Here is a 19220-nt window from a genome sequence, read left to right on the forward strand (position 1 = left end):
AGGAGCTGTGCAACTTTTTGCCGGACTAGATTGGAGATTTGGCAGTTTTTCTCAACGATTGATGTCTTAGCTACCGTGACTCTCCTACAACTTTTACACTGGAAACGACGCTTTTTAAGACGTAATAGTGTAGGTGTTCCAGCTTGTTCAAGGAGAGGAATTTTAGAAGGTTTTTGAAAGTCATATTTGATCATCTTTCCTTGGCAGTGAGGACATGGTGGTGCAGGATAATCAAGTGTTGCTTGAACCTCAATGTAGGTATCTTTTTCAAAAACAAGAGAAATAATGATGTTTGGGTCTTTAATTCCGATTAATTCTGTGGTATTCTTAATAAGTCTCATAAGTTCTTCCTAATGATGGTTTGGTTGCTTTTCATTATAGTTCTTATGGGACTTTTTGTCTGCATTCAAAAAGCTCTATAATCTCTATGGTGGTTTTACCCACTACAGAAATTATAGAGTCACAGGATATTAATATCTTAGCGCATACTTTTTAGTAGTTCACTTCAATTTTATTGAGTAGTAAGATTTTTTACGGATGAAATATGAAAATTAGCTCTGCTATATCGGTTGACTTGAATAGGAAAAGGTTTTCAGCTTGGAGCCCAAGTCACTTTTTTACTTGAAAGTAGTTTTTTTAATGTTATCTAAGCTTTGGAAGTTTGAAGTTTTTTTTGATTTTCTTTCGTGTTTTCTCTCAATTTTATAGTGACATTTATGTCGCTATTTTATTTTGCTGACTTCATTTATACTGGATTTGTAATTTAATTAGATTACATTATTTTATTTTTATTGGAGGTTTTATGCAGCAAGAAGTTTTTGTTCACGCATATGAGGTTGTACGACCGATTGTCCTTAAAGCTTTTCGCCAATACTTTATTCAACTTTGGGACCAAGCAGATATGGAGCAAGAAGCTATGATGACTCTTTATCAACTTTTAAACAAATTTCCCGAATTAGAAGGTGATGATGATAAGCTACGTCGTTATTTTAAAACGAAGTTTAGAAATAGACTGAATGACGAAGTTAGACGACAGGAGTCAGTTAAGCGTCAAATCAATAGGCAGTGTTATGTAGAAATTTCAGATATCGCTTTTTGTCTTCCAGATAAGGGATTAGATACAGTAGACCGAATCGTTTATGATCAGCAAATTAAGGCTTTTCGTAATCAACTTTCTGCTGAAGATTCTGCTAAGTTAGATCGATTGTTGGCTGGTGAATGTTTTAGGGGAAGAAAGAAGATGATTAGAGAGTTAAGATTTTGGATGGTTGATTTCGATCCTTACAATGAGGAGGATTAATTTTCGATTTTATTACGTTTTTTATCTTGTTCTATGGTATCTATTCACTTTTAGTAATGATCAAAGTTTGAGATGATTGCTTTTAACCACTAGCTTATAACGATAAATACTATCTTAATAAGCTGATTTCATAACTAAACACCCCCTATGTTAGATAGAATAAAATCTAACATAGGGAGTGCAGTGCATTCATTTTTGGGTGTTTTTTCAGTTGATGATTATTGTGATGAGTAATTGAATCTTAATTATTTTACAGCTATGGAATTTCCGGAAAATTTTGGAAGTTCAATCTTTTCTTTTATCAAAGCTTCTTGGTAAAGTTTTAGGAAGTCTGAGTAGATATGGGTCTGTTGTCCATTTTGTGTAAAAATGTCAACTCGAAAAACTAATTGGCTTGACGGTGTTGTGATTAATCCAATAACATTTGGTGTTCCACAGATTTCGGGATATTTTTCAATGTTATCTTGATTAACTTGTTTTATGATACTCATAACTTTATTGATATCAGTCGATATATAAACTGGGATGTCAATTTGTGCTCTCATGTCTCCTCGAGATTTGTTGGATACGATTGTAATATTTCGATTGGGTATGAAATGGAGCGTTCCATCAAATCCTCGAATTTGTGTTGTTCGGATACCAACAGTTGAAATCCGACCCGTAACAGTTCCTACTTCTACTGAATCTCCCACTTCAAATTGATTTTCCAATAATATGAAAAATCCGTTAACAACATCTGATAAAAAGCCTTGTGCGCCTAAACCAAGTGCAACTCCAGCAAGTCCTGCTCCTGCAAGGAGGCTAGATACAGGGACACCAAGGATACTGAGGAGCCAGTAAACAAGGAAAAAGTAAAGCACGTAGTTCATACTATTGTGTAGCAGGCGCTCAATTGTTTTTTGTCGGGCAGGGGTTTGAATAGTCCAGGATAGAGATCGTCCCACAGTATGTTTAAAAAGAAAGTCAATGATTTTTTTACTGAGAAGGAATATAGTGAGGAGAATAAGGAGTTTGATTCCTTTGGTAATAAGTACCATTAAGATTTCTTCGAAATTAAATTGTTGGATATACTTTTGTAAAATATTCATAGCACTAGTTTATCAAAATTTGAGAAAAGAAGCAGTTTGTAACGATGTTCTTGTGATTAAATTGGAGAAAAAAACTTTTAAAAGGCTTTGAAATATGGTAAACTAAACTGTATCTATAAAATTTTAAGGAGAATGACTACATGTCTGTATCATTTGAAAACACAGCCACTAACCGTGGTGTGGTGACATTTACTATCGGTCAAGATAAAATTCAACCAGCTTTGGATCAAGCGTTTAACAAGGTTAAAAAGAATTTGAACGCACCAGGTTTCCGTAAAGGACACATGCCTCGTGCCGTATTTAACCAAAAATTTGGTGAAGAAGCACTTTACGATGATGCTTTGAATGCGATTCTTCCAGCGGCTTATGAAGCAGCGATTACTGAACTTGGTCTTGATGTTGTTGCACAACCAAAAATTGATGTCAAATCAATTGAAAAAGGTCAAGATTGGACACTTACTGCAGAAGTTGTTACAAAACCAGAAGTAAAACTTGGTGCATATAAAGATCTTGAAGTTTCAGTTGAAGTTTCTAAAGAAGTTACTGATGAAGATGTTGATGCTAAGCTTGAAAACGAACGTAAAAACTTGGCTGAATTGGTCGTTAAAGAAGGTGCAGCTGAAAATGGCGACACTGTTGTTATCGACTTTGTTGGTTCAGTAGATGGCGTTGAATTTGATGGTGGTAAAGGTGAAAATCACTCTCTTGAACTTGGTTCAGGTCAATTTATCCCAGGTTTCGAAGACCAATTGGTTGGTTCAAAAGCTGGTGATGAAGTAGAAGTTAAAGTAACTTTCCCAGAAGACTATCAAGCTACTGATCTTGCAGGTAAAGATGCTGTATTTGTTACTAAAGTTAACGAAGTTAAAGCTAAAGAAGTTCCTGCTCTTGATGATGAGTTGGCTAAAGACCTTGATGACGAAGTTGAAACTCTTGATGAGTTGAAAGCTAAATATCGTAAAGAACTTGAAGCAGCTAAAGAAATCGCATTTGACGATGCTGTTGAAGGTGCTGCACTTGATTTGGCTGTTGAAAATGCTGAAATCGTCGAATTGCCAGCTGAAATGGTTGAAGACGAAGTTCACCGTGCTATGAACGAATTCATGGGTAACATGCAACGTCAAGGTATTTCTCCTGAAATGTACTTCCAAATCACTGGTACAACTCAAGAAGATCTTCACAAGCAATATGAAGCTGATGCTGACAAACGTGTGAAAACTAACCTTGTTATTGAAGCTGTTGCTGCTGCTGAAGGATTCGACGCTACAGAAGAAGAAATCCAAAAAGAAATTAACGATCTTGCAGCTGAATACAACATGGAAGTATCACAAGTTTCTTCACTTCTTTCACCTGAGATGCTTAAACATGATATTACGATGAAAAAAGCTGTTGAACTTATCACAAGCTCAGCAAAAGTTAAATAATAGAACTAAAATCAAGTTTCTGTTGAGACTTGATTTTTTCTTCTATAAATGCTTTGACTATTGACTCTTTTTAGCGTAAAATAGAGGGTAGCGAAAAATTGATTGCCGAGCTATTTTTGTTTCGACATTAGCTTGAGTAAGAATGAAGGAGAACCACTTTGGAACTAGACGTATTTGCTGGACAAGAAAAAAGTGAATTATCAATGATTGAAGTGGCCCGTGCTATCTTAGAAACACGTGGTCGTGATAATGAAATGTATTTCAATGATTTGGTCAATGAAATTCAAAATTACTTAGAAAAATCGGATGCTGATATCCGTAAAGCTTTGCCATTCTTTTATTCAGATTTGAATACGGATGGGAGCTTCATTCCTCTAGGAGATAACAAATGGGGCTTACGTTCATGGTACGCTATTGATGAAATTGATGAAGAAGTCATCACATTGGAAGATACTGATGAAAATGCGCCAAAACGTAAGAATAAAAAAGTTAATGCCTTCATGGATGGTGATGAAGATGCCATTGACTACAATGACGATGACCCAGAAGATGAAAACTTTACACCTAATTCTGATAGTCTTGAATACGATGATGATAACGATGATGATGAGAAAGCCGAAGTGGAATCTTATGACTCTGAGTTGAATGAAATTATTCCAGATGATGATTTAGATGATGTTGAGCTGTCTGAAGAAGATGACGATGATGACTATGAAGATGAGTCAAATGATTAATTTTTCATTGACAAATAGTCTTGGATAGTTTAGACTATGTATCGGGCACCTCTTTTGAAGAGGTCATGATCAAGACTCCCAGAGTAAAACTCTTGGGGGTCATTTTTGTTTTATGTCATTTACTGGTTTTGTTGATATTGAGTTACTAAATAGTACTCATGTTGGACACTGGTAAAGGACTATCTCGATTATCGAATACGGTAATCATCTGCTATTTTTATGGTTTTACATTATATTAAAGGAGTTAACATGACAAAATATATTTTCGTCACTGGTGGTGTAGTATCTTCAATTGGTAAAGGGATTGTAGCTGCGAGTCTTGGACGTTTGCTTAAGAATCGTGGACTTAAGGTTACCATTCAAAAATTTGACCCTTATATCAATATTGACCCAGGAACGATGAGTCCTTACCAACATGGTGAAGTTTATGTCACTGATGATGGTGCTGAAACTGACCTTGACCTTGGTCACTACGAACGTTTTATCGACATTAACCTTAATAAATACTCTAATGTGACTACTGGTAAGATTTATAGTGAAGTTTTACGTAAAGAACGTAAAGGAGAGTATCTTGGTGCGACTGTTCAGGTGATTCCGCATATTACAGATGCTTTGAAAGACAAGATTAAGCGTGCGGCGACAACGACTGATTCTGATGTTATTATCACTGAAGTTGGTGGTACGGTTGGTGATATTGAAAGTCTTCCATTCCTTGAAGCTCTTCGTCAAATGAAGGCTGATGTGGGTTCTGATAATGTTATGTATATCCACACAACACTTCTTCCTTATTTGAAAGCTGCTGGTGAAATGAAGACAAAACCAACGCAACACTCTGTTAAGGAATTGCGTGGTTTGGGTATTCAACCAAATATGTTGGTTATCCGTACAGAACAACCCGTTGGTCAAGGAATCAAAAATAAGTTGGCTCAGTTCTGTGATGTTGCACCTGAGGCTGTTATTGAATCGTTAGATGTGGAACATATTTATCAAGTACCACTTAATATGCAAGCTCAAGGTATGGATCAAATTGTTTGTGATCATTTGAAACTGGATGCTCCAGCTGCAGATATGACAGAATGGTCTGCTATGGTTGATAAGGTGCTTAATCTTAAGAAGACAACGAAAATTGCTCTTGTTGGTAAGTATGTAGAGCTTCACGATGCTTACTTGTCAGTGGTTGAGGCACTTAAACACTCAGGCTTGGCAAATGATACTGCTATTGATATTGACTGGGTTAATGCGAATGACTTGACTGCGGAAAATGTTGCTTCTCGTTTGGCTGATGCTGATGGTATCATCGTTCCTGGTGGTTTTGGCCAACGTGGTACTGAGGGCAAAATTCAAGCTATTCGTTATGCTCGTGAGAACGATGTACCGATGTTGGGCATCTGTCTCGGTATGCAATTGACATGTATTGAGTTTGCTCGTCACGTTCTTCACTTGGATGGGGCTAACTCGGCTGAACTTGACCCAGAAACTAAATACCCAATTATTGATATTATGCGTGATCAAATTGATATTGAAGATATGGGTGGAACTCTTCGTCTTGGTCTTTACCCATGTAAGTTGAAACCAGGTTCTAAGGCAGCTACTGCTTACGGAAACCAAGAGGTAGTGCAACGTCGTCACCGTCACCGTTATGAATTTAATACTAAGTTCCGTGAACAGTTTGAGGCTGAAGGCTTTGTCTTCTCAGGTGTGTCACCAGATAATCGTTTGATGGAAGTGGTAGAGCTCCCAGACAAGAAATTCTTTGTGGCAGCACAATACCACCCAGAATACCATAGCCGTCCAAACCATGCTGAAGAGCTTTACAGTGCCTTTGTAACAGCAGCGGTTGAAAATGCGAAATAACGAACTAGAACAGAGTGGGACAGCCTACTCTGTTTTTTATTGGCTCCTTTTATGCTAAAATAAGGAGGATACTAAGAAAGAACGAGGAAAACAAATGGCTAAGTTTGGCTTTTTGTCAGTATTAGAAGAAGAATTAGATAAGCATTTGGATTATGATTTTGCGATAGACTGGGATAAAAAGAATCACGCTGTAGAAGTAACCTTCATCCTAGAAGCGCAAAACAGTGGTAATGTGGAGACTATTGATGACAAGGGTGAAGTGTCTGATGAGGATGTTATTTTTGAAGACTACGTGCTCTTTTACAATCCAGCAAAATCACGTTTTGATGAAGAGGACTACCTAGTGACAATTCCATATGAGCCTAAGAAAGGTCTATCTCGTGAGTTTTTAGCTTATTTTGCAGAAACCTTGAATGAGGTGGCAACAGAAGGGTTGAGTGACTTGATGGATTTCCTATCTGATGATGGACCTGAGGAATTCGGTTTGGTTTGGGACAAAGATGCTTTCGAAAAAGGAAAAGCCCAACTTAATGAGAAGGAGTTTTTTGCTTATCCAAGGTATTAAAGGGAGCGAAAAGGGATGGATGCTTATTTAAAAGATCAGTTCGATTTTACAGGTGTTAAGGCTGCCTTACTCGTAGAACAAAGTATTTTGGTTATTCTCAGAGATAATAAACCAGCTATTCCTTGGCCCAATATGTGGGAATTGACTGGTGGTGGAAGAGAAGGCCTGGAAACGCCTCTTGAGTGTCTTCGACGTGAAGTCTGGGAGGAACTTGGATTGATTTTGGAAGAGAAATCAATTATTTGGTCGAGAATCTATCCTAGTATGTTGGATAAAGACAGGTCAGCTGTTTTTGTGGTTGTTCAAATTAGTCAGGAGCAGTATCAGGAGATTGATTTTGGAGATGAAGGCCAAGAATTTAAATTGATGCTTATAGAGGACTTTATAAAAGCAGAAGGAATCATTCCACAGTTGCAAGAACGCTTTAAAGATTATTTATCAGAAAAGGAAGAAAATAATATATGGACAAATGGCAGGAATTAACGATTGAAGTTAATCGTGAGGTCGAAGATGCGGCTTCTAATATTCTAATTGAATCTGGGAGCCAGGGTGTAGCTATTGATGATAGTGCAGATTATTTGGAAAATGCGGACCGTTTTGGGGAACTTTATCCTGAGGTTGAGCAGGTAGAGACAGTTAAAATTACGGCTTATTATCCAGAATCAGCAGATATCAAGGCCATTACCAAGCAAGTTAATGAGCGTTTGGCTGAGTTGACGGATTTTGGTCTTGAAACGGGAGATATTCACTTGGCTACTCAAGAGTTGATTGAAGAGGATTGGGCTGAGAATTGGAAAAAATATTATGAACCAGCTCGCATTACCCATGACCTGACTATCGTGCCGTCATGGACAGATTATGAGGCATCAGTTGGTGAGAAGATTATCAAGCTGGATCCTGGCATGGCCTTTGGGACAGGAACACACCCAACGACTAAGATGAGTCTTTTTGCACTTGAACAGGTGCTCCGTGGTGGTGAGACGGTGATTGATGTGGGAACTGGATCGGGTGTCCTCTCGATTGCTAGCTCTCTTCTTGGTGCTAAGGAGATCTACGCCTATGACCTTGACGACGTAGCGGTTCGAGTGGCACAGGAAAATATCGACATGAATCCTGGTATGGAAAATATTCATGTTGCTGCGGGAGATCTTTTAAAGGGTGTGACGCAAGAAGCTGATGTTATCGTGGCTAATATTTTAGCGGATATTCTCATCCACCTGACGGAAGATGCCTACCGTTTGGTTAAGGATGAAGGTTACTTGATTATGTCAGGAATTATCTCTGAAAAATGGGATATGGTACGTGAATCGGCCGAGAAAGCTGGTTTCTTCCTAGAAACTCACATGGTTCAGGGAGAGTGGAATGCCTGTGTCTTCAAGAAGACAGATGATATTTCAGGTGTGATTGGAGGCTAAATGCAACAGTATTTTATAAGGGGGCAGGTTGAAAATCCAGTAATCATCAAAGACAAGGATACTGTGAAGCATATGTTTAACGTTATGCGTTTAACAGAGGATGATCAGGTGGTTTTGGTTTTTGAAGACGGTATCAAGCGTCTTGCACGTGTGACTGACCGTGAGAATCATGTCTTTGAAGTGATTGAAGACTTAACTGATAATGTCGAGATGCCTGTTTCAGTGACCATTGCCTCTGGTTTTCCAAAGGGAGATAAGCTAGAGCTGGTGACACAAAAGGCAACGGAGCTTGGAGCACAGGCTATCTGGGCTTTCCCTGCGGACTGGTCTGTGGTTAAGTGGGATGGTAAGAAGCTTGCCAAGAAGGAAGATAAGCTTGCCAAGATTGCTCTAGGAGCTGCAGAACAATCCAAGCGTAATCATGTCCCTGAGGTCAGGTTGTTCGAGGAAAAGGGGGAATTTCTATCAGAATTAGCTAATTTTGATAAGATTTTTATCGCCTATGAGGAAACAGCCAAAGCTGGCGAGTTGGCTACTCTAGCGCGTGAATTGGCTCAGGTGGAACATGGACAGAAGCTCCTCTTTATCTTTGGACCAGAAGGTGGTATTTCTCCGTCTGAGATTGACGCCTTTGAAGAGGCTGGTGGCGTTAAGATTGGCCTTGGACCACGTATTATGCGGACGGAAACAGCTCCTCTCTATGCTTTGAGCAGTGTGAGTTACGCTTTAGAATTGAATCAATAAGAGAAAGTTGGGCTTGTTCCAACTTTTTTTAGTCTTGGACACTTTTAAGCTGAGACTTACTCCCGGCTGTTTATTTTGACATAGACTTTGTAATTTCTAAAAAAGTTGATAATCTTATTTGGTTTTAATATAATTGTATTATCTTTATAAAAGGGGAAGATTTTTAATGAAAACGAATCGCTATGTGACTCAATCCGCTGTGGTTTTGGGCCTTTTTGCCCTCTTGACTGTGCCACAAGTCCTAGGGCATGCTGATGAAGCAACGGCACCAGTACCAACTGCTTCTACCGAAAGTGTGACAGATAGCGGGACTTCTGTTGTATCAGGACAAGGAACTTCGGAGACAGCTGTTCAAGGAGGAGCAGAGACTGTATCTGCTACCCCAACACCAGTAGCGGCAAATGCGTCTGCAGAGCCATCATCTAATACTTCAACGTCCCAAGCAAGTCAAGAAGCCAGTGCTGTTTTGACCAATGCTAACCAGGTGACACCAGCAGTACCAGTACAGGCTGAACCTGTTACAGAGCCTGCTCATGAGGGGCAAACTGTTGATATGCAGATTTTGTCAACAACAGACCTTCATACCAACTTGGTTAACTATGATTATTATCAAGATAAGCCGTCTCAAACAGTTGGTCTGTCTAAAACTGCTGTTCTTATCAAAAAAGCCCGTGAAACCAAACCCAATACGGTCTTGGTGGACAGTGGGGATACGATTCAGGGAACTCCTTTTGGAACTTATAAGGCTTTGATTGATCCTGTTGCCCAAGGTGAGACTCACCCTATGTATAAGGCTTTTGAGATGCTTGGATATGATGCCGAAACGCTTGGAAATCACGAGTTTAACTATGGCCTCGAATTTTTGAACCGTATGGTTAAGACTGCTAAGATTAATATTATCAATGCCAATGTGCGTGATGCTAAGACAGGTGACTACTATTACAATCCTTATAAGATTGTTAACAAGACCTTTACTGATACAGACGGTAAACAGGTAACACTAAAAATCGGTATTACGGGTGTCCTTCCAACACAGATTTTGGTTTGGGATAAGGCCAATCTTGAAGGTAAGGTAACCGTTGACGATCCAATGGAGGCTGTTAAGACAATTGTTCCTCAAATGAAAGCTGCAGGAGCTGACTATATTCTGGTCGCAGCTCACTCTGGTATTGGTGACAATGAATACACTAAGAACGAGGAAAATGAAGGTTACCAAATTGCTGGTATTGAAGGCGTTGATGCTGTTGCGACAGGGCATTCTCATGCAGATTTTCCAAATGGAGATGGCACAAGTTTTTATGCTAAATATCCTGGTGTAGATGATGTTAATGGTCTCATCAATGGAAAACCTGTGGTTATGGCTGGTAAGTTCGGAGACCATCTCGGAATCATGGATGTCAAGTTGACTTATACGAATGGTAAATGGAAAGTTGTCAACAGTAAGGCCAAGCTTGAAAAGATTGATACTAAGTCAGATGTTGCGGACAAGGACTTAATTGACATGGCTGCTCATGACCATAATGGAACAATCAACTATGTTCGTAAGGAAGTTGGTGAGACCACTGCACCAATTACTAGCTATTTTGCTCAGGTTCAGGATGATCCATCTATTCAGATCGTTAATAATGCACAACTATGGTATGCTAAAAAACAAGTAGCGGGAACAGCAGATGAAAATCTTCCACTTCTATCAGCAGCGGCACCTTTCAAGGCGGGGACTCGTGGGGATGCGACCTACTATACTGATATTCCAGCGGGGCCATTGGCCATTAAGAATGTCGCAGACCTCTACCTCTACGATAATGTTACAGCCCTACTCAAAGTGACTGGAGCACAAATTAAAGAATGGTTGGAAATGTCTGCAGGACAGTTCAATCAAATTGATCCTAACAGCAAAGAACCACAACAACTTATTAACAGTAGTTATCGCTCATATAATTACGATGTGATTGATGGGTTGACTTACAAGTTTGATTTGACACAACCTAACAAATATGATCGTGAAGGTAAGTTGGTTAACCCAGACGCTAGTCGTGTTCGTGACTTGGCTTATCAAGGTAAACCCATTGATTTGAATCAGACTTTCCTTGTGGTGACTAATAACTACCGTGCGACTGGTAATTTCCCTGGTGTTAAGGATGCTGCAGAAAAACGTCTCCTCAATCTTGAAAATCGTCAGGCCATCATTGACTATATCGTCAGCGAGAAAACAATCAATCCAAGTGCCGATGGAAATTGGAGTTTCGTTCCTAATATTACCAATGCAGACATCCGTTTTGCCTCTTCTGACAATGCGCGTGCTCATCTTGCTGGTCAGGATGACATTAGTTATGTAGGACCATCAACACAGGCAGGATTTGCAGAGTACCGTTTGGTTGTTAAGGAAAAGGCAAATCAAGTTGAGGATACGACTAAGAAAGAATCTGAGAAGTCACCAAAAGATGCAGTGACAGTGGACCAAACGAAGGGTATGACACCAAATGCTAATGCAGTTGCTAGCGTGGCTAAACCTGCTTCAGCTATCCAGTTATCAAACGCTCAAGTCGTTATCTTACCTCAAGCTCAAGTGCAAGAAACTCAACCTTCAAGCTCAGCCAAGAGCTTGCCAAACACGAATTCAGACGAATCTGTGTCAGCAACTTTAGCTGGAATGGTTCTTTTGACCTTGGCTGGATTCTTTGGAATCAAAAAGCAAGAGAAAAATTAAGCAAGATAAAAAGCCCCTATCAGGGCTTTTTGGCTTTAGTTTGATAGTTGTTTAAAGTTCTTTTGTGCTTCTAGGATAATGGGTGCCAGACGTTCGATATCAGACTGTGTACCACGAAGCTCGAAGTCCCCTAACATAGGGAAACCAAAACGTTTACTATATTGCTTAGCAGTTAGGCAGTATTGATTGTTGAAGTTGCGGTTACCAGAACCGATGATACCAAAGCAACGTTTGTAGTTATCATGGGCTGCGATAAAGTCTCCCAGTGGATTAGTTAGGATTTCGACATCTCCATTGTCGATACCATTGCCTCCTTCAAGGTAGGTTGGCAATAGAGCAACAAAGGGTTCGTCCACTTGGAAGGTTTCATGATTGAGTTCTTTAATATTGATTTGGCGACAGGTAATTCCGTGTTTTAGGGATAAATAATCAGACATCCGTTTGACAAAGCTTTGGGTATTGCCACTAAGACTAATATACACGAGGGTAAGTTGAGACATAAGTGTCCTCTTTCTATCTATATCTTGTGTTTGCTCAATCATTCTAACACAAGATATTGTGTTTTTCAAGTTGCCTCCTTCTGACTAAGAATTGCCTATCTAGCTCTTTTTCTTTACTTGTAAAAGTGATAAAATAAAGGATAATTAAAAAGTAGCGAAGGAAGAAATCATGGCTAAAGATAAAAATATAACAGGCGAAGAAATTTTAGACATTTGCTCGGCTTACATGTCAGCAGATGATTTAAAATTAGTGGAAAAAGCCTGGCATTATGCGACGGAGGCTCATAATGGGCAATTTCGTCAGTCAGGAGAACCTTATATTATCCACCCTATTCAAGTGGCAGGTATCTTGGCAGATCTCCACCTTGATGCAGTGACAGTGGCCTGTGGTTTCTTGCATGATGTCGTTGAAGACACCGAAAAGACGCTAGATGATTTGGAAGCAGATTTTGGCCTTGATGTACGAAATATCGTAGATGGTGTGACCAAGCTTGGTAAGGTCGAGTACAAGTCACACGAGGAGCAACTAGCTGAAAATCACCGTAAGATGCTTATGGCCATGTCTAAGGATATTCGTGTTATCTTGGTTAAATTGGCAGACCGTTTGCATAATATGCGTACCCTCAAGCATCTTCGTAAGGACAAGCAAGAGCGTATTTCTCGTGAAACAATGGAAATCTATGCTCCCTTGGCTCACCGTTTGGGTATCAGTCGTATCAAATGGGAACTGGAAGATATGGCCTTCCGTTACCTTAACGAGGTGGAATTCTACAAAATTTCCCATATGATGAAGGAAAAACGCCGTGAACGTGAGGAACTTGTGGATGATATTGTCGCTAAAATCAAGACCTATACTTCTGAACAGGGACTTGTCGGAGACATTTATGGCCGCCCCAAACACATCTACTCAATTTATCGTAAGATGCGTGATAAGAAGAAGCGCTTCGATCAAATTTATGATTTGATTGCCATTCGCTGTGTCATGGAGACGCACAGTGATGTTTATGCCATGTTGGGCTACATCCACGAGCTTTGGCGCCCCATGCCTGGTCGCTTCAAAGACTATATTGCCAATCCTAAATCCAACGGTTACCAGTCTATCCATACAACGGTTTATGGGCCAAAAGGGCCTATTGAAATTCAAATCCGTACTAAGGAAATGCACCAAGTTGCCGAATACGGGGTTGCAGCTCACTGGGCTTACAAGAAAGGTATCAAGGGCAAGGTAGATTCGAAAGAGTCTGCTTTGGGAATGAACTGGATTAAAGATCTCGTGGAACTCCAAGATGCTTCAAATGGCGATGCTATGGGTTTTGTGGACTCTGTTAAGGAGGATATTTTCTCAGAACGTATCTACGTCTTTACACCAAATGGTGCTGTTCAGGAATTGCCTAAAGATTCGGGGCCTATTGACTTCGCCTATGCCATTCATACCCAAGTCGGTGAAAAGGCTACAGGTGCTAAAGTCAATGGTCGTATGGTTCCTTTGACTGCTAAGCTCAAGACAGGTGATGTGGTTGAGATTGTCACCAATGCTAATTCTTTTGGTCCTAGCCGTGACTGGATTAAGATGGTTAAGACCACCAAGGCCAGAAATAAGATTCGTCAATTCTTTAAAAATCAAGACAAAGAAGCTTCTATCACCAAGGGGCGTGAGCTTTTGGTTGGCTACTTCCAAGAGCAGGGCTACATTGCCAATAAATATCTGGACAAGAAGCATATAGAGGAAATTCTTCCTCGTATGAGCGTACGCAGTGAGGAGGCTCTCTATGCGGCTGTTGGTTTTGGTGAAATCAGTGCCGCTGCTGTCTTCAATCGTTTGACGGAAAAAGAACGTCGTGAAGAAGAGCGTGCTAAGGCTAAGGCTGAAGCTGAAGAGCTAATGAAGGGTGGCGAAGTCAAGACTGAGAAGAAAGAGGTTCTTAAGGTCAAGAGTGAAAATGGGGTTATCATCCAAGGTGCCTCAGGTCTCCTCATGCGTATTGCCAAGTGCTGTAACCCAGTGCCTGGAGACGAAATTGAAGGTTACATCACTAAAGGACGTGGTATCGCCATTCACCGATCAGACTGTCATAATATCAAGAGTCAGGAAGGTTATGAACAACGGTTAATTGAAGTAGAGTGGGATGAGCGTAATGCTAATAAATCTTATTTGGCTGAGATTGACATCTATGGTCTTAACCGTTCAGGTCTGTTGAATGATGTTCTTCAAATCTTGTCAAATACGACTAAGAGTATTGCGACGGTCAATGCGCAACCAACTAAGGACATGAAGTTTGCCAATATTCATGTTAGTTTTGAAATTGCCAACCTCATTGAATTGACTGGTCTTGTGGATAAAATTAAAATTATTCCAGATGTTTACAGTGTTAAACGTACCAATGGTTAAGGAGCTCTTGCTATGAAGATTGTGATTCAGCGTGTGCAAAAGGCCTCCGTAGCTATTGAGGATCATACGGTTGGTGCTATTAATCAGGGTCTCTTACTCTTGGTCGGAGTGGGTCCAGAGGACACCAGAGAGGATTTGGATTATGCGGTGCGTAAGATTGTCAATATGCGCATTTTTTCAGACGAAGCTGGCAAGATGAATCTCTCTATTAAGGATGTTAGTGGCCAGATTTTGTCGATTTCTCAGTTTACGCTTTTTGCGGATACGAAAAAAGGGAACCGACCAGCCTTTACAGGAGCTGCAAAGCCAGATATGGCTAGCCAACTCTATGACGATTTCAATCAGTCCTTGTCAACACATGTTCCTGTAGAACGAGGGCGTTTTGGTGCAGATATGCAGGTTAGTCTAGTTAATGATGGGCCTGTGACCATCATTTTAGATACCAAAAATAGATAAGCAAACCATTTCCCACCTTATATGGGAAGTGTTTTTTTGCTAGTCTAGATGACCTTCAAGACATTATAAGTTGCTAGACTGAATCTTCACAGCATTTATGAATTATCTTTGTCATTTTGGAAAGATAAAAATAAAGAATATTTAATGATATTAAAAATGTTGCTCTAGAATTTCTAAAAAAATCTGACCATTCATGATGAAAAAGTTACCGTTTACGAGGATTACCGGAAATTCCCTTGTTTTACAAAAAAGATTAAGTTAACATTAATTTCATAAGAAACACCAAGCGGTTTTTATGAAACTAAAAACGACTCGAGTTTACTGCATGCAAATAAAATAGTGATAATTTGAAACGCCGAGGTGATAAAGATTTTGTAGAAGGATAGAGATGGATGTCAAAGAAAGTATCGTCAACTAAATTATTATCAGGTTTGTTTGTAGCTGGTGGTGTCTTGGGAATTAGTCAAGTAGCCAAGGCAGATAACGTTGTCAGTTCCGAAGCAACCAACCCCGCCATTACCAGCAAGGCAGATAACTTGGTCGTGGTACCAACTGAGGTGGTTGCTCCAGTTGCAACAACAGAAATAGGTCCATCGTCTGCAGCTGTTACGACAGATACGGCAACAACTGCGACTGCTACCACAGTATTTTCCCAAGCGGTACCAACAGAGAGCGCTAGCTCAGAAACTCTTGTAGCTAGTGAAGCGCTAGCTCCTGAGTCAGCTGCTGTGGAAACCATCACATCATCATCTGATAATGCTACGGAAGCAGGACGTCATTCAACAGCCCAAGTAACACCAGTTACTGGAGTGACAGAACAAAACTTGAATGGCGATGCTTACTTGACAGATCCAGAAACAACAAAAGCAGCCTATAGTAAGGCTGATGGTGATGTTAACTACTCTGTTGTTGTATCTAACCCAACAGCAGAAACTCAAACTTTGACTGTCAACTTGACCCTTCAACAGGCTTCAGAAATCATCGGTCAAGATAATGTCGATGTGAGACTGGCAGCGGGGGCTTCGGTTAAGGTTTCAAATTTGACTGTTGCGTCAGAATGGTTGACAAACAATACAGGTTACTTGGTGACAATCAGTGTCAACGACAAATTGGGTAAAGCCTTGACAAGTAAACGTGTTGGCTTATCTGTTGAAAATGATTGGACAGTCTTCCCACGTTACGGTATTGTAGCAGGTTCACCGACTGATCAAAATAGTATCCTTGTCAAAAATTTTAAGGCCTACCGTAAAGAGCTTGAGCTTATGAAGTCTATGAATATTAACTCATATTTCTTCTACGATGCTTATAGTGAAGCTACCAATCCTTTCCCAAAGGGTGTTGATAGCTTTGTTCAAAAATGGAATACCTGGAGTCACACCCAGGTTGACACTAAGGCGGTTAAAGAATTGGTGAATCAAGTGCATAAGTCTGGCGCTGTTGCCATGCTCTATAACATGATTTCAGCAGATTCAAATCCAAAGAATCCAGCCCTTCCGCTCGCTGCTTTGGTTTATAATTTCTATGACAGCTTTGGTAAGAAGGGTGAGCCGATGACTTATACTATCGGTGACAACCCAACTCAAGTTTACTATGATCCAGCTAATCCTGATTGGCAAAAATACATTGCAGGTGTCATGAAATCAGCCATGGACCGTATGGGATTTGATGGTTGGCAAGGTGATACAATTGGTGACAACCGTGTGACAGATTATGAGCACCGTCACAGCACAGACGAAGCTGACTCACACATGATGTCTGATTCATATGCATCATTTATTAATGCCATGAAAGACCTTATTGGTGAGAACTATTACATCACAATCAATGATGTCAATGGCGGTAATGATGATAAATTAGCCAAGGCACGTCAAGATGTTGTTTATAATGAGCTTTGGACAAACGGTGGTTCAGTGCTTCCAGGACGTATGCAAGTTGCCTATGGGGATCTGAAAGCACGCATTGATATGGTCCGCAATAAAACTGGTAAATCACTTATCGTCGGTGCCTACATGGAAGAACCAGGTATTGACTATACTGTTCCTGGCGGAAAAGCAACTAACGGTGCTGGTAAAGATGCCTTGGCTGGTAAGCCATTGCAGACCGATGCGACCCTTCTGGTAGATGCGACAGTAGCTGCAGCTGGTGGTTACCACATGTCCATTGCAGCCCTTGCCAATGCTAATGCAGCCCTAAACGTCCTTCAAAGTGCTTATTACCCAACTCAATACCTCAGTGTGGCTAAGGATGCTATTCGTAAGCTTTACAATTACCAACAGTTTATCACTGCTTATGAAAACCTTCTTCGTGGCGAGGGTGTGACTAACAGCATTCAAGCTGTGTCTATCAAGAATGCTGCTGGTGAAATCCTTTCTAAAGATGCGCTAGGTGTGACGGGAAATCAAGTTTGGACATTTGCTAAATCAGGAAAAGGTTTCTCAACTGTTCAAATGATTAACATGATGGGTATCAATGCGGGCTGGCATAATGAAGAGGGGTATGCGGATAATAAAACACCGGATGCACAAGAAAATCTCACAGTTCGTCTTAGCATAGCAGGTAAAACAGCTCAAGAAGCCGCTAAGATTGCCAATCAAGTCTATGTGACATCACCAGATGATTGGGCAACTTCAAGCATGAAGAAGGCACAAGCAAGCCTTGAAACAGATGACAATGGTCAACCGGTCCTTGTTATTTCAGTTCCTAAGTTGACTCTCTGGAACATGCTTTACATCAAGGAAGATACAAGAGCAACACCGGTAGCACCGGTTATCTTAAAATCAGTTACTAACCAAGCTGGTAAGAAAGCAGATAATACCGTAACAGCTGAAGCAAGCTCAGAAACAGCTCATTCAGAAAACATATCAGTAACTAAAGATTCAGAAGTTTCTACAGATGTGAAACCGATTGTTGAACATGTTCAACCAGATGAAACAATGCAACCAGCACCATTAGTTGATACACTCATAAAATCAGCAGCTATCCCAGTATCTATGGAATCAGAAACACCATTTGATGAGAAAGATGGAGACCTGGTATCTAACTCTGGTCAAGGAGCGCCAGAATCAGCTTCAGTAAATACACTAGCTTCGGAGGCCATAAGCTTAGCGACTTCAGAAGCATTATCAGACATTTTAGAAAGTGCAACGGTATCATCAGCAACCTCAGTCAACACAAGGGCTTCAGCATCTTCAATGTCTGAATCAGAGCCTGCAAGCAGTGCCATGGTCTCAGAGTCGGCCATTGCAACGACAACAGTCGTTTCAGAATCACATGTAGTGGCTGAACCAGTCCTTTCATTGACAGAATCAGAAAGTCAAGTGAGTCCTTCAGAAGTGGCTTCGGCGACTTCTGAAACAGTAGGCACATCAGAAGAGGTCATCCTTGGTGGACTATCAGAAAACATCAATAGTTGGAATAGATTCCCTGATTCTCCACGTGTATCAGAATCCTTGCCAAGTACTTCAGAAACAATCACAGAAGCAGCGTCACTCTTTAGCAATTATGCAAGATATTCAGAAACAGCAAGCTCAGAAGTTCATTCTATGGTAGCAGCATCTTCAGAAGCTTCTATTGAAAAATTAGCAGTATCTATTTTAAAGGATACTGAGGGTGGTTTATATGATGCAAGGACAATTAGAAATATTGTTGAGATGATTGATAGCATCACGACAAATGTTCGTTACACTCATGGGACCCTTCAAGAAGTTGCTAACACAGCCTCATCAGATAACACCTACAGTGGTAGTCAAAATCTTAATATTGCCAATAAAACCACAACACAAAAAGGTGATAAAGGAACGACAGAAGGTCTCAAAGAGACAATTGTCAAAACAGCAAAATCTCATAAGTGGGGGGAACATGCTGTGGCTATCCTTACAGCCATTGTTTTAGCAGGTGCAGCCGCACTGGCAGCCCTTCGTAATTTCTTGATGTCAAAAAAAGATAACAAATAATAGGTAAAACTCTTTGTGCCAACAAGGAGTTTTCTTTGGGTAAACTGCTATTTCTCTGAAAATTGTGATACAATAGAAATAGTTTGAATAT

Annotated in this window: 15 protein-coding genes; 12 read left to right on the forward strand and 3 right to left on the reverse strand. The window is 40.3% G+C overall.

Translation table 11 applies throughout. The annotated features are described in order from the left end of the window. Window positions 1–341, reverse strand: a 341-nt coding sequence (locus HMPREF0848_RS07385; RefSeq protein ID WP_008535682.1) for an ISL3 family transposase, incomplete at its 3' end; no start/stop codon positions are given. Window positions 342–802: 461 nt separating this feature from the next. Between HMPREF0848_RS07385 and HMPREF0848_RS07390 the strand changes: the two genes are divergently transcribed. Then, window positions 803–1300 carry a sigma factor gene (locus HMPREF0848_RS07390; RefSeq protein WP_008535683.1) on the forward strand — a complete coding sequence of 166 codons (498 nt, stop codon included), beginning with the start codon at window positions 803–805 and terminating at the stop codon, window positions 1298–1300. A 245-nt stretch (window positions 1301–1545) separates the two neighbouring features. Here the strand turns inward: HMPREF0848_RS07390 and HMPREF0848_RS07395 are convergent, their stop codons facing one another. After that, on the reverse strand, window positions 1546–2388 hold the full coding sequence (locus HMPREF0848_RS07395) for a mechanosensitive ion channel family protein (protein WP_008535684.1): 843 nt from the start codon (window positions 2386–2388) through the stop codon (window positions 1546–1548). A gap of 140 nt (window positions 2389–2528) precedes the next feature. Here HMPREF0848_RS07395 and tig point away from each other — a divergent pair, with 140 nt between their 5' ends. From tig to HMPREF0848_RS07435, 8 genes are all read left to right on the forward strand, one after another. Next, the gene (gene tig, locus HMPREF0848_RS07400) at window positions 2529–3812 is read left to right on the forward strand and encodes a trigger factor (protein WP_008535685.1); all 1284 of its coding nucleotides are present in this window, start codon (window positions 2529–2531) and stop codon (window positions 3810–3812) included. Between the two features lie 158 nt (window positions 3813–3970). Further along, on the forward strand, window positions 3971–4546 hold the full coding sequence (gene rpoE / locus HMPREF0848_RS07405; RefSeq protein ID WP_008535687.1) for a DNA-directed RNA polymerase subunit delta: 576 nt from the start codon (window positions 3971–3973) through the stop codon (window positions 4544–4546). 249 nt (window positions 4547–4795) lie between these two features. Then, a complete protein-coding gene (locus HMPREF0848_RS07410; RefSeq protein ID WP_008535689.1) occupies window positions 4796–6400 on the forward strand; it encodes a CTP synthase in 1605 nt (534 codons plus the stop codon). Window positions 6401–6494: 94 nt separating this feature from the next. After that, window positions 6495–6965: a DUF3013 family protein gene (locus HMPREF0848_RS07415; protein WP_008535690.1), complete on the forward strand. Its 471-nt coding sequence runs from the start codon at window positions 6495–6497 to the stop codon at window positions 6963–6965. 15 nt (window positions 6966–6980) lie between these two features. Beyond that, on the forward strand, window positions 6981–7448 hold the full coding sequence (locus tag HMPREF0848_RS07420; RefSeq protein WP_008535691.1) for an NUDIX domain-containing protein: 468 nt from the start codon (window positions 6981–6983) through the stop codon (window positions 7446–7448). Further along, window positions 7427–8380 (forward strand): 50S ribosomal protein L11 methyltransferase, encoded by a 954-nt coding sequence (gene prmA, locus HMPREF0848_RS07425; protein ID WP_008535692.1) that lies wholly within the window; start codon window positions 7427–7429, stop codon window positions 8378–8380. The genes HMPREF0848_RS07420 and prmA overlap by 22 nt, the downstream gene beginning before the upstream one ends. After that, complete coding sequence (locus HMPREF0848_RS07430; RefSeq protein ID WP_008535693.1) at window positions 8381–9124, forward strand: 16S rRNA (uracil(1498)-N(3))-methyltransferase; 744 nt, start codon at window positions 8381–8383, stop codon at window positions 9122–9124. A gap of 166 nt (window positions 9125–9290) precedes the next feature. Continuing rightward, a complete protein-coding gene (locus HMPREF0848_RS07435; protein WP_008535694.1) occupies window positions 9291–11831 on the forward strand; it encodes a bifunctional 2',3'-cyclic-nucleotide 2'-phosphodiesterase/3'-nucleotidase in 2541 nt (846 codons plus the stop codon). Window positions 11832–11866: 35 nt separating this feature from the next. On the opposite strand, the gene nrdI is transcribed toward HMPREF0848_RS07435, so the two are convergent. Further along, window positions 11867–12331: a class Ib ribonucleoside-diphosphate reductase assembly flavoprotein NrdI gene (nrdI, locus tag HMPREF0848_RS07440; RefSeq protein ID WP_037609373.1), complete on the reverse strand. Its 465-nt coding sequence runs from the start codon at window positions 12329–12331 to the stop codon at window positions 11867–11869. A 169-nt stretch (window positions 12332–12500) separates the two neighbouring features. On the opposite strand from nrdI, the gene HMPREF0848_RS07445 reads away from it, so the two are divergent. The 3 genes from HMPREF0848_RS07445 to HMPREF0848_RS07455 all read left to right on the forward strand — a co-directional run bounded on the left by HMPREF0848_RS07445 (window position 12501) and on the right by HMPREF0848_RS07455 (window position 19129). Next, the gene (locus HMPREF0848_RS07445; protein WP_008535695.1) at window positions 12501–14720 is read left to right on the forward strand and encodes a RelA/SpoT family protein; all 2220 of its coding nucleotides are present in this window, start codon (window positions 12501–12503) and stop codon (window positions 14718–14720) included. 12 nt (window positions 14721–14732) lie between these two features. Beyond that, a complete protein-coding gene (gene dtd / locus HMPREF0848_RS07450) occupies window positions 14733–15176 on the forward strand; it encodes a D-aminoacyl-tRNA deacylase (RefSeq protein ID WP_008535696.1) in 444 nt (147 codons plus the stop codon). Window positions 15177–15568: 392 nt separating this feature from the next. Beyond that, window positions 15569–19129: a glycoside hydrolase family 66 protein gene (locus HMPREF0848_RS07455; RefSeq protein WP_037609328.1), complete on the forward strand. Its 3561-nt coding sequence runs from the start codon at window positions 15569–15571 to the stop codon at window positions 19127–19129. Window positions 19130–19220 lie beyond the last annotated feature (91 nt).

Origin of the sequence: Streptococcus sp. C150, assembly GCF_000187445.1 — a bacterium.
Taxonomy (GTDB): Bacteria; Bacillota; Bacilli; order Lactobacillales; family Streptococcaceae; genus Streptococcus; species Streptococcus raffinosi.

Coding starts and splice junctions, on each gene's coding strand:
- HMPREF0848_RS07430 (WP_008535693.1), top strand. CDS start 8,381: ATGCAACAGTATTTTATAAGGGGGCAGGTTGAAAATCCAGTAATCATC.
- prmA (WP_008535692.1), top strand. CDS start 7,427: ATGGACAAATGGCAGGAATTAACGATTGAAGTTAATCGTGAGGTCGAA.
- HMPREF0848_RS07455 (WP_037609328.1), top strand. CDS start 15,569: ATGTCAAAGAAAGTATCGTCAACTAAATTATTATCAGGTTTGTTTGTA.
- HMPREF0848_RS07390 (WP_008535683.1), top strand. CDS start 803: ATGCAGCAAGAAGTTTTTGTTCACGCATATGAGGTTGTACGACCGATT.
- HMPREF0848_RS07410 (WP_008535689.1), top strand. CDS start 4,796: ATGACAAAATATATTTTCGTCACTGGTGGTGTAGTATCTTCAATTGGT.
- HMPREF0848_RS07420 (WP_008535691.1), top strand. CDS start 6,981: ATGGATGCTTATTTAAAAGATCAGTTCGATTTTACAGGTGTTAAGGCT.
- HMPREF0848_RS07415 (WP_008535690.1), top strand. CDS start 6,495: ATGGCTAAGTTTGGCTTTTTGTCAGTATTAGAAGAAGAATTAGATAAG.
- nrdI (WP_037609373.1), bottom strand. CDS start 12,331: ATGTCTCAACTTACCCTCGTGTATATTAGTCTTAGTGGCAATACCCAA.
- dtd (WP_008535696.1), top strand. CDS start 14,733: ATGAAGATTGTGATTCAGCGTGTGCAAAAGGCCTCCGTAGCTATTGAG.
- tig (WP_008535685.1), top strand. CDS start 2,529: ATGTCTGTATCATTTGAAAACACAGCCACTAACCGTGGTGTGGTGACA.
- HMPREF0848_RS07445 (WP_008535695.1), top strand. CDS start 12,501: ATGGCTAAAGATAAAAATATAACAGGCGAAGAAATTTTAGACATTTGC.
- HMPREF0848_RS07435 (WP_008535694.1), top strand. CDS start 9,291: ATGAAAACGAATCGCTATGTGACTCAATCCGCTGTGGTTTTGGGCCTT.
- HMPREF0848_RS07395 (WP_008535684.1), bottom strand. CDS start 2,388: ATGAATATTTTACAAAAGTATATCCAACAATTTAATTTCGAAGAAATC.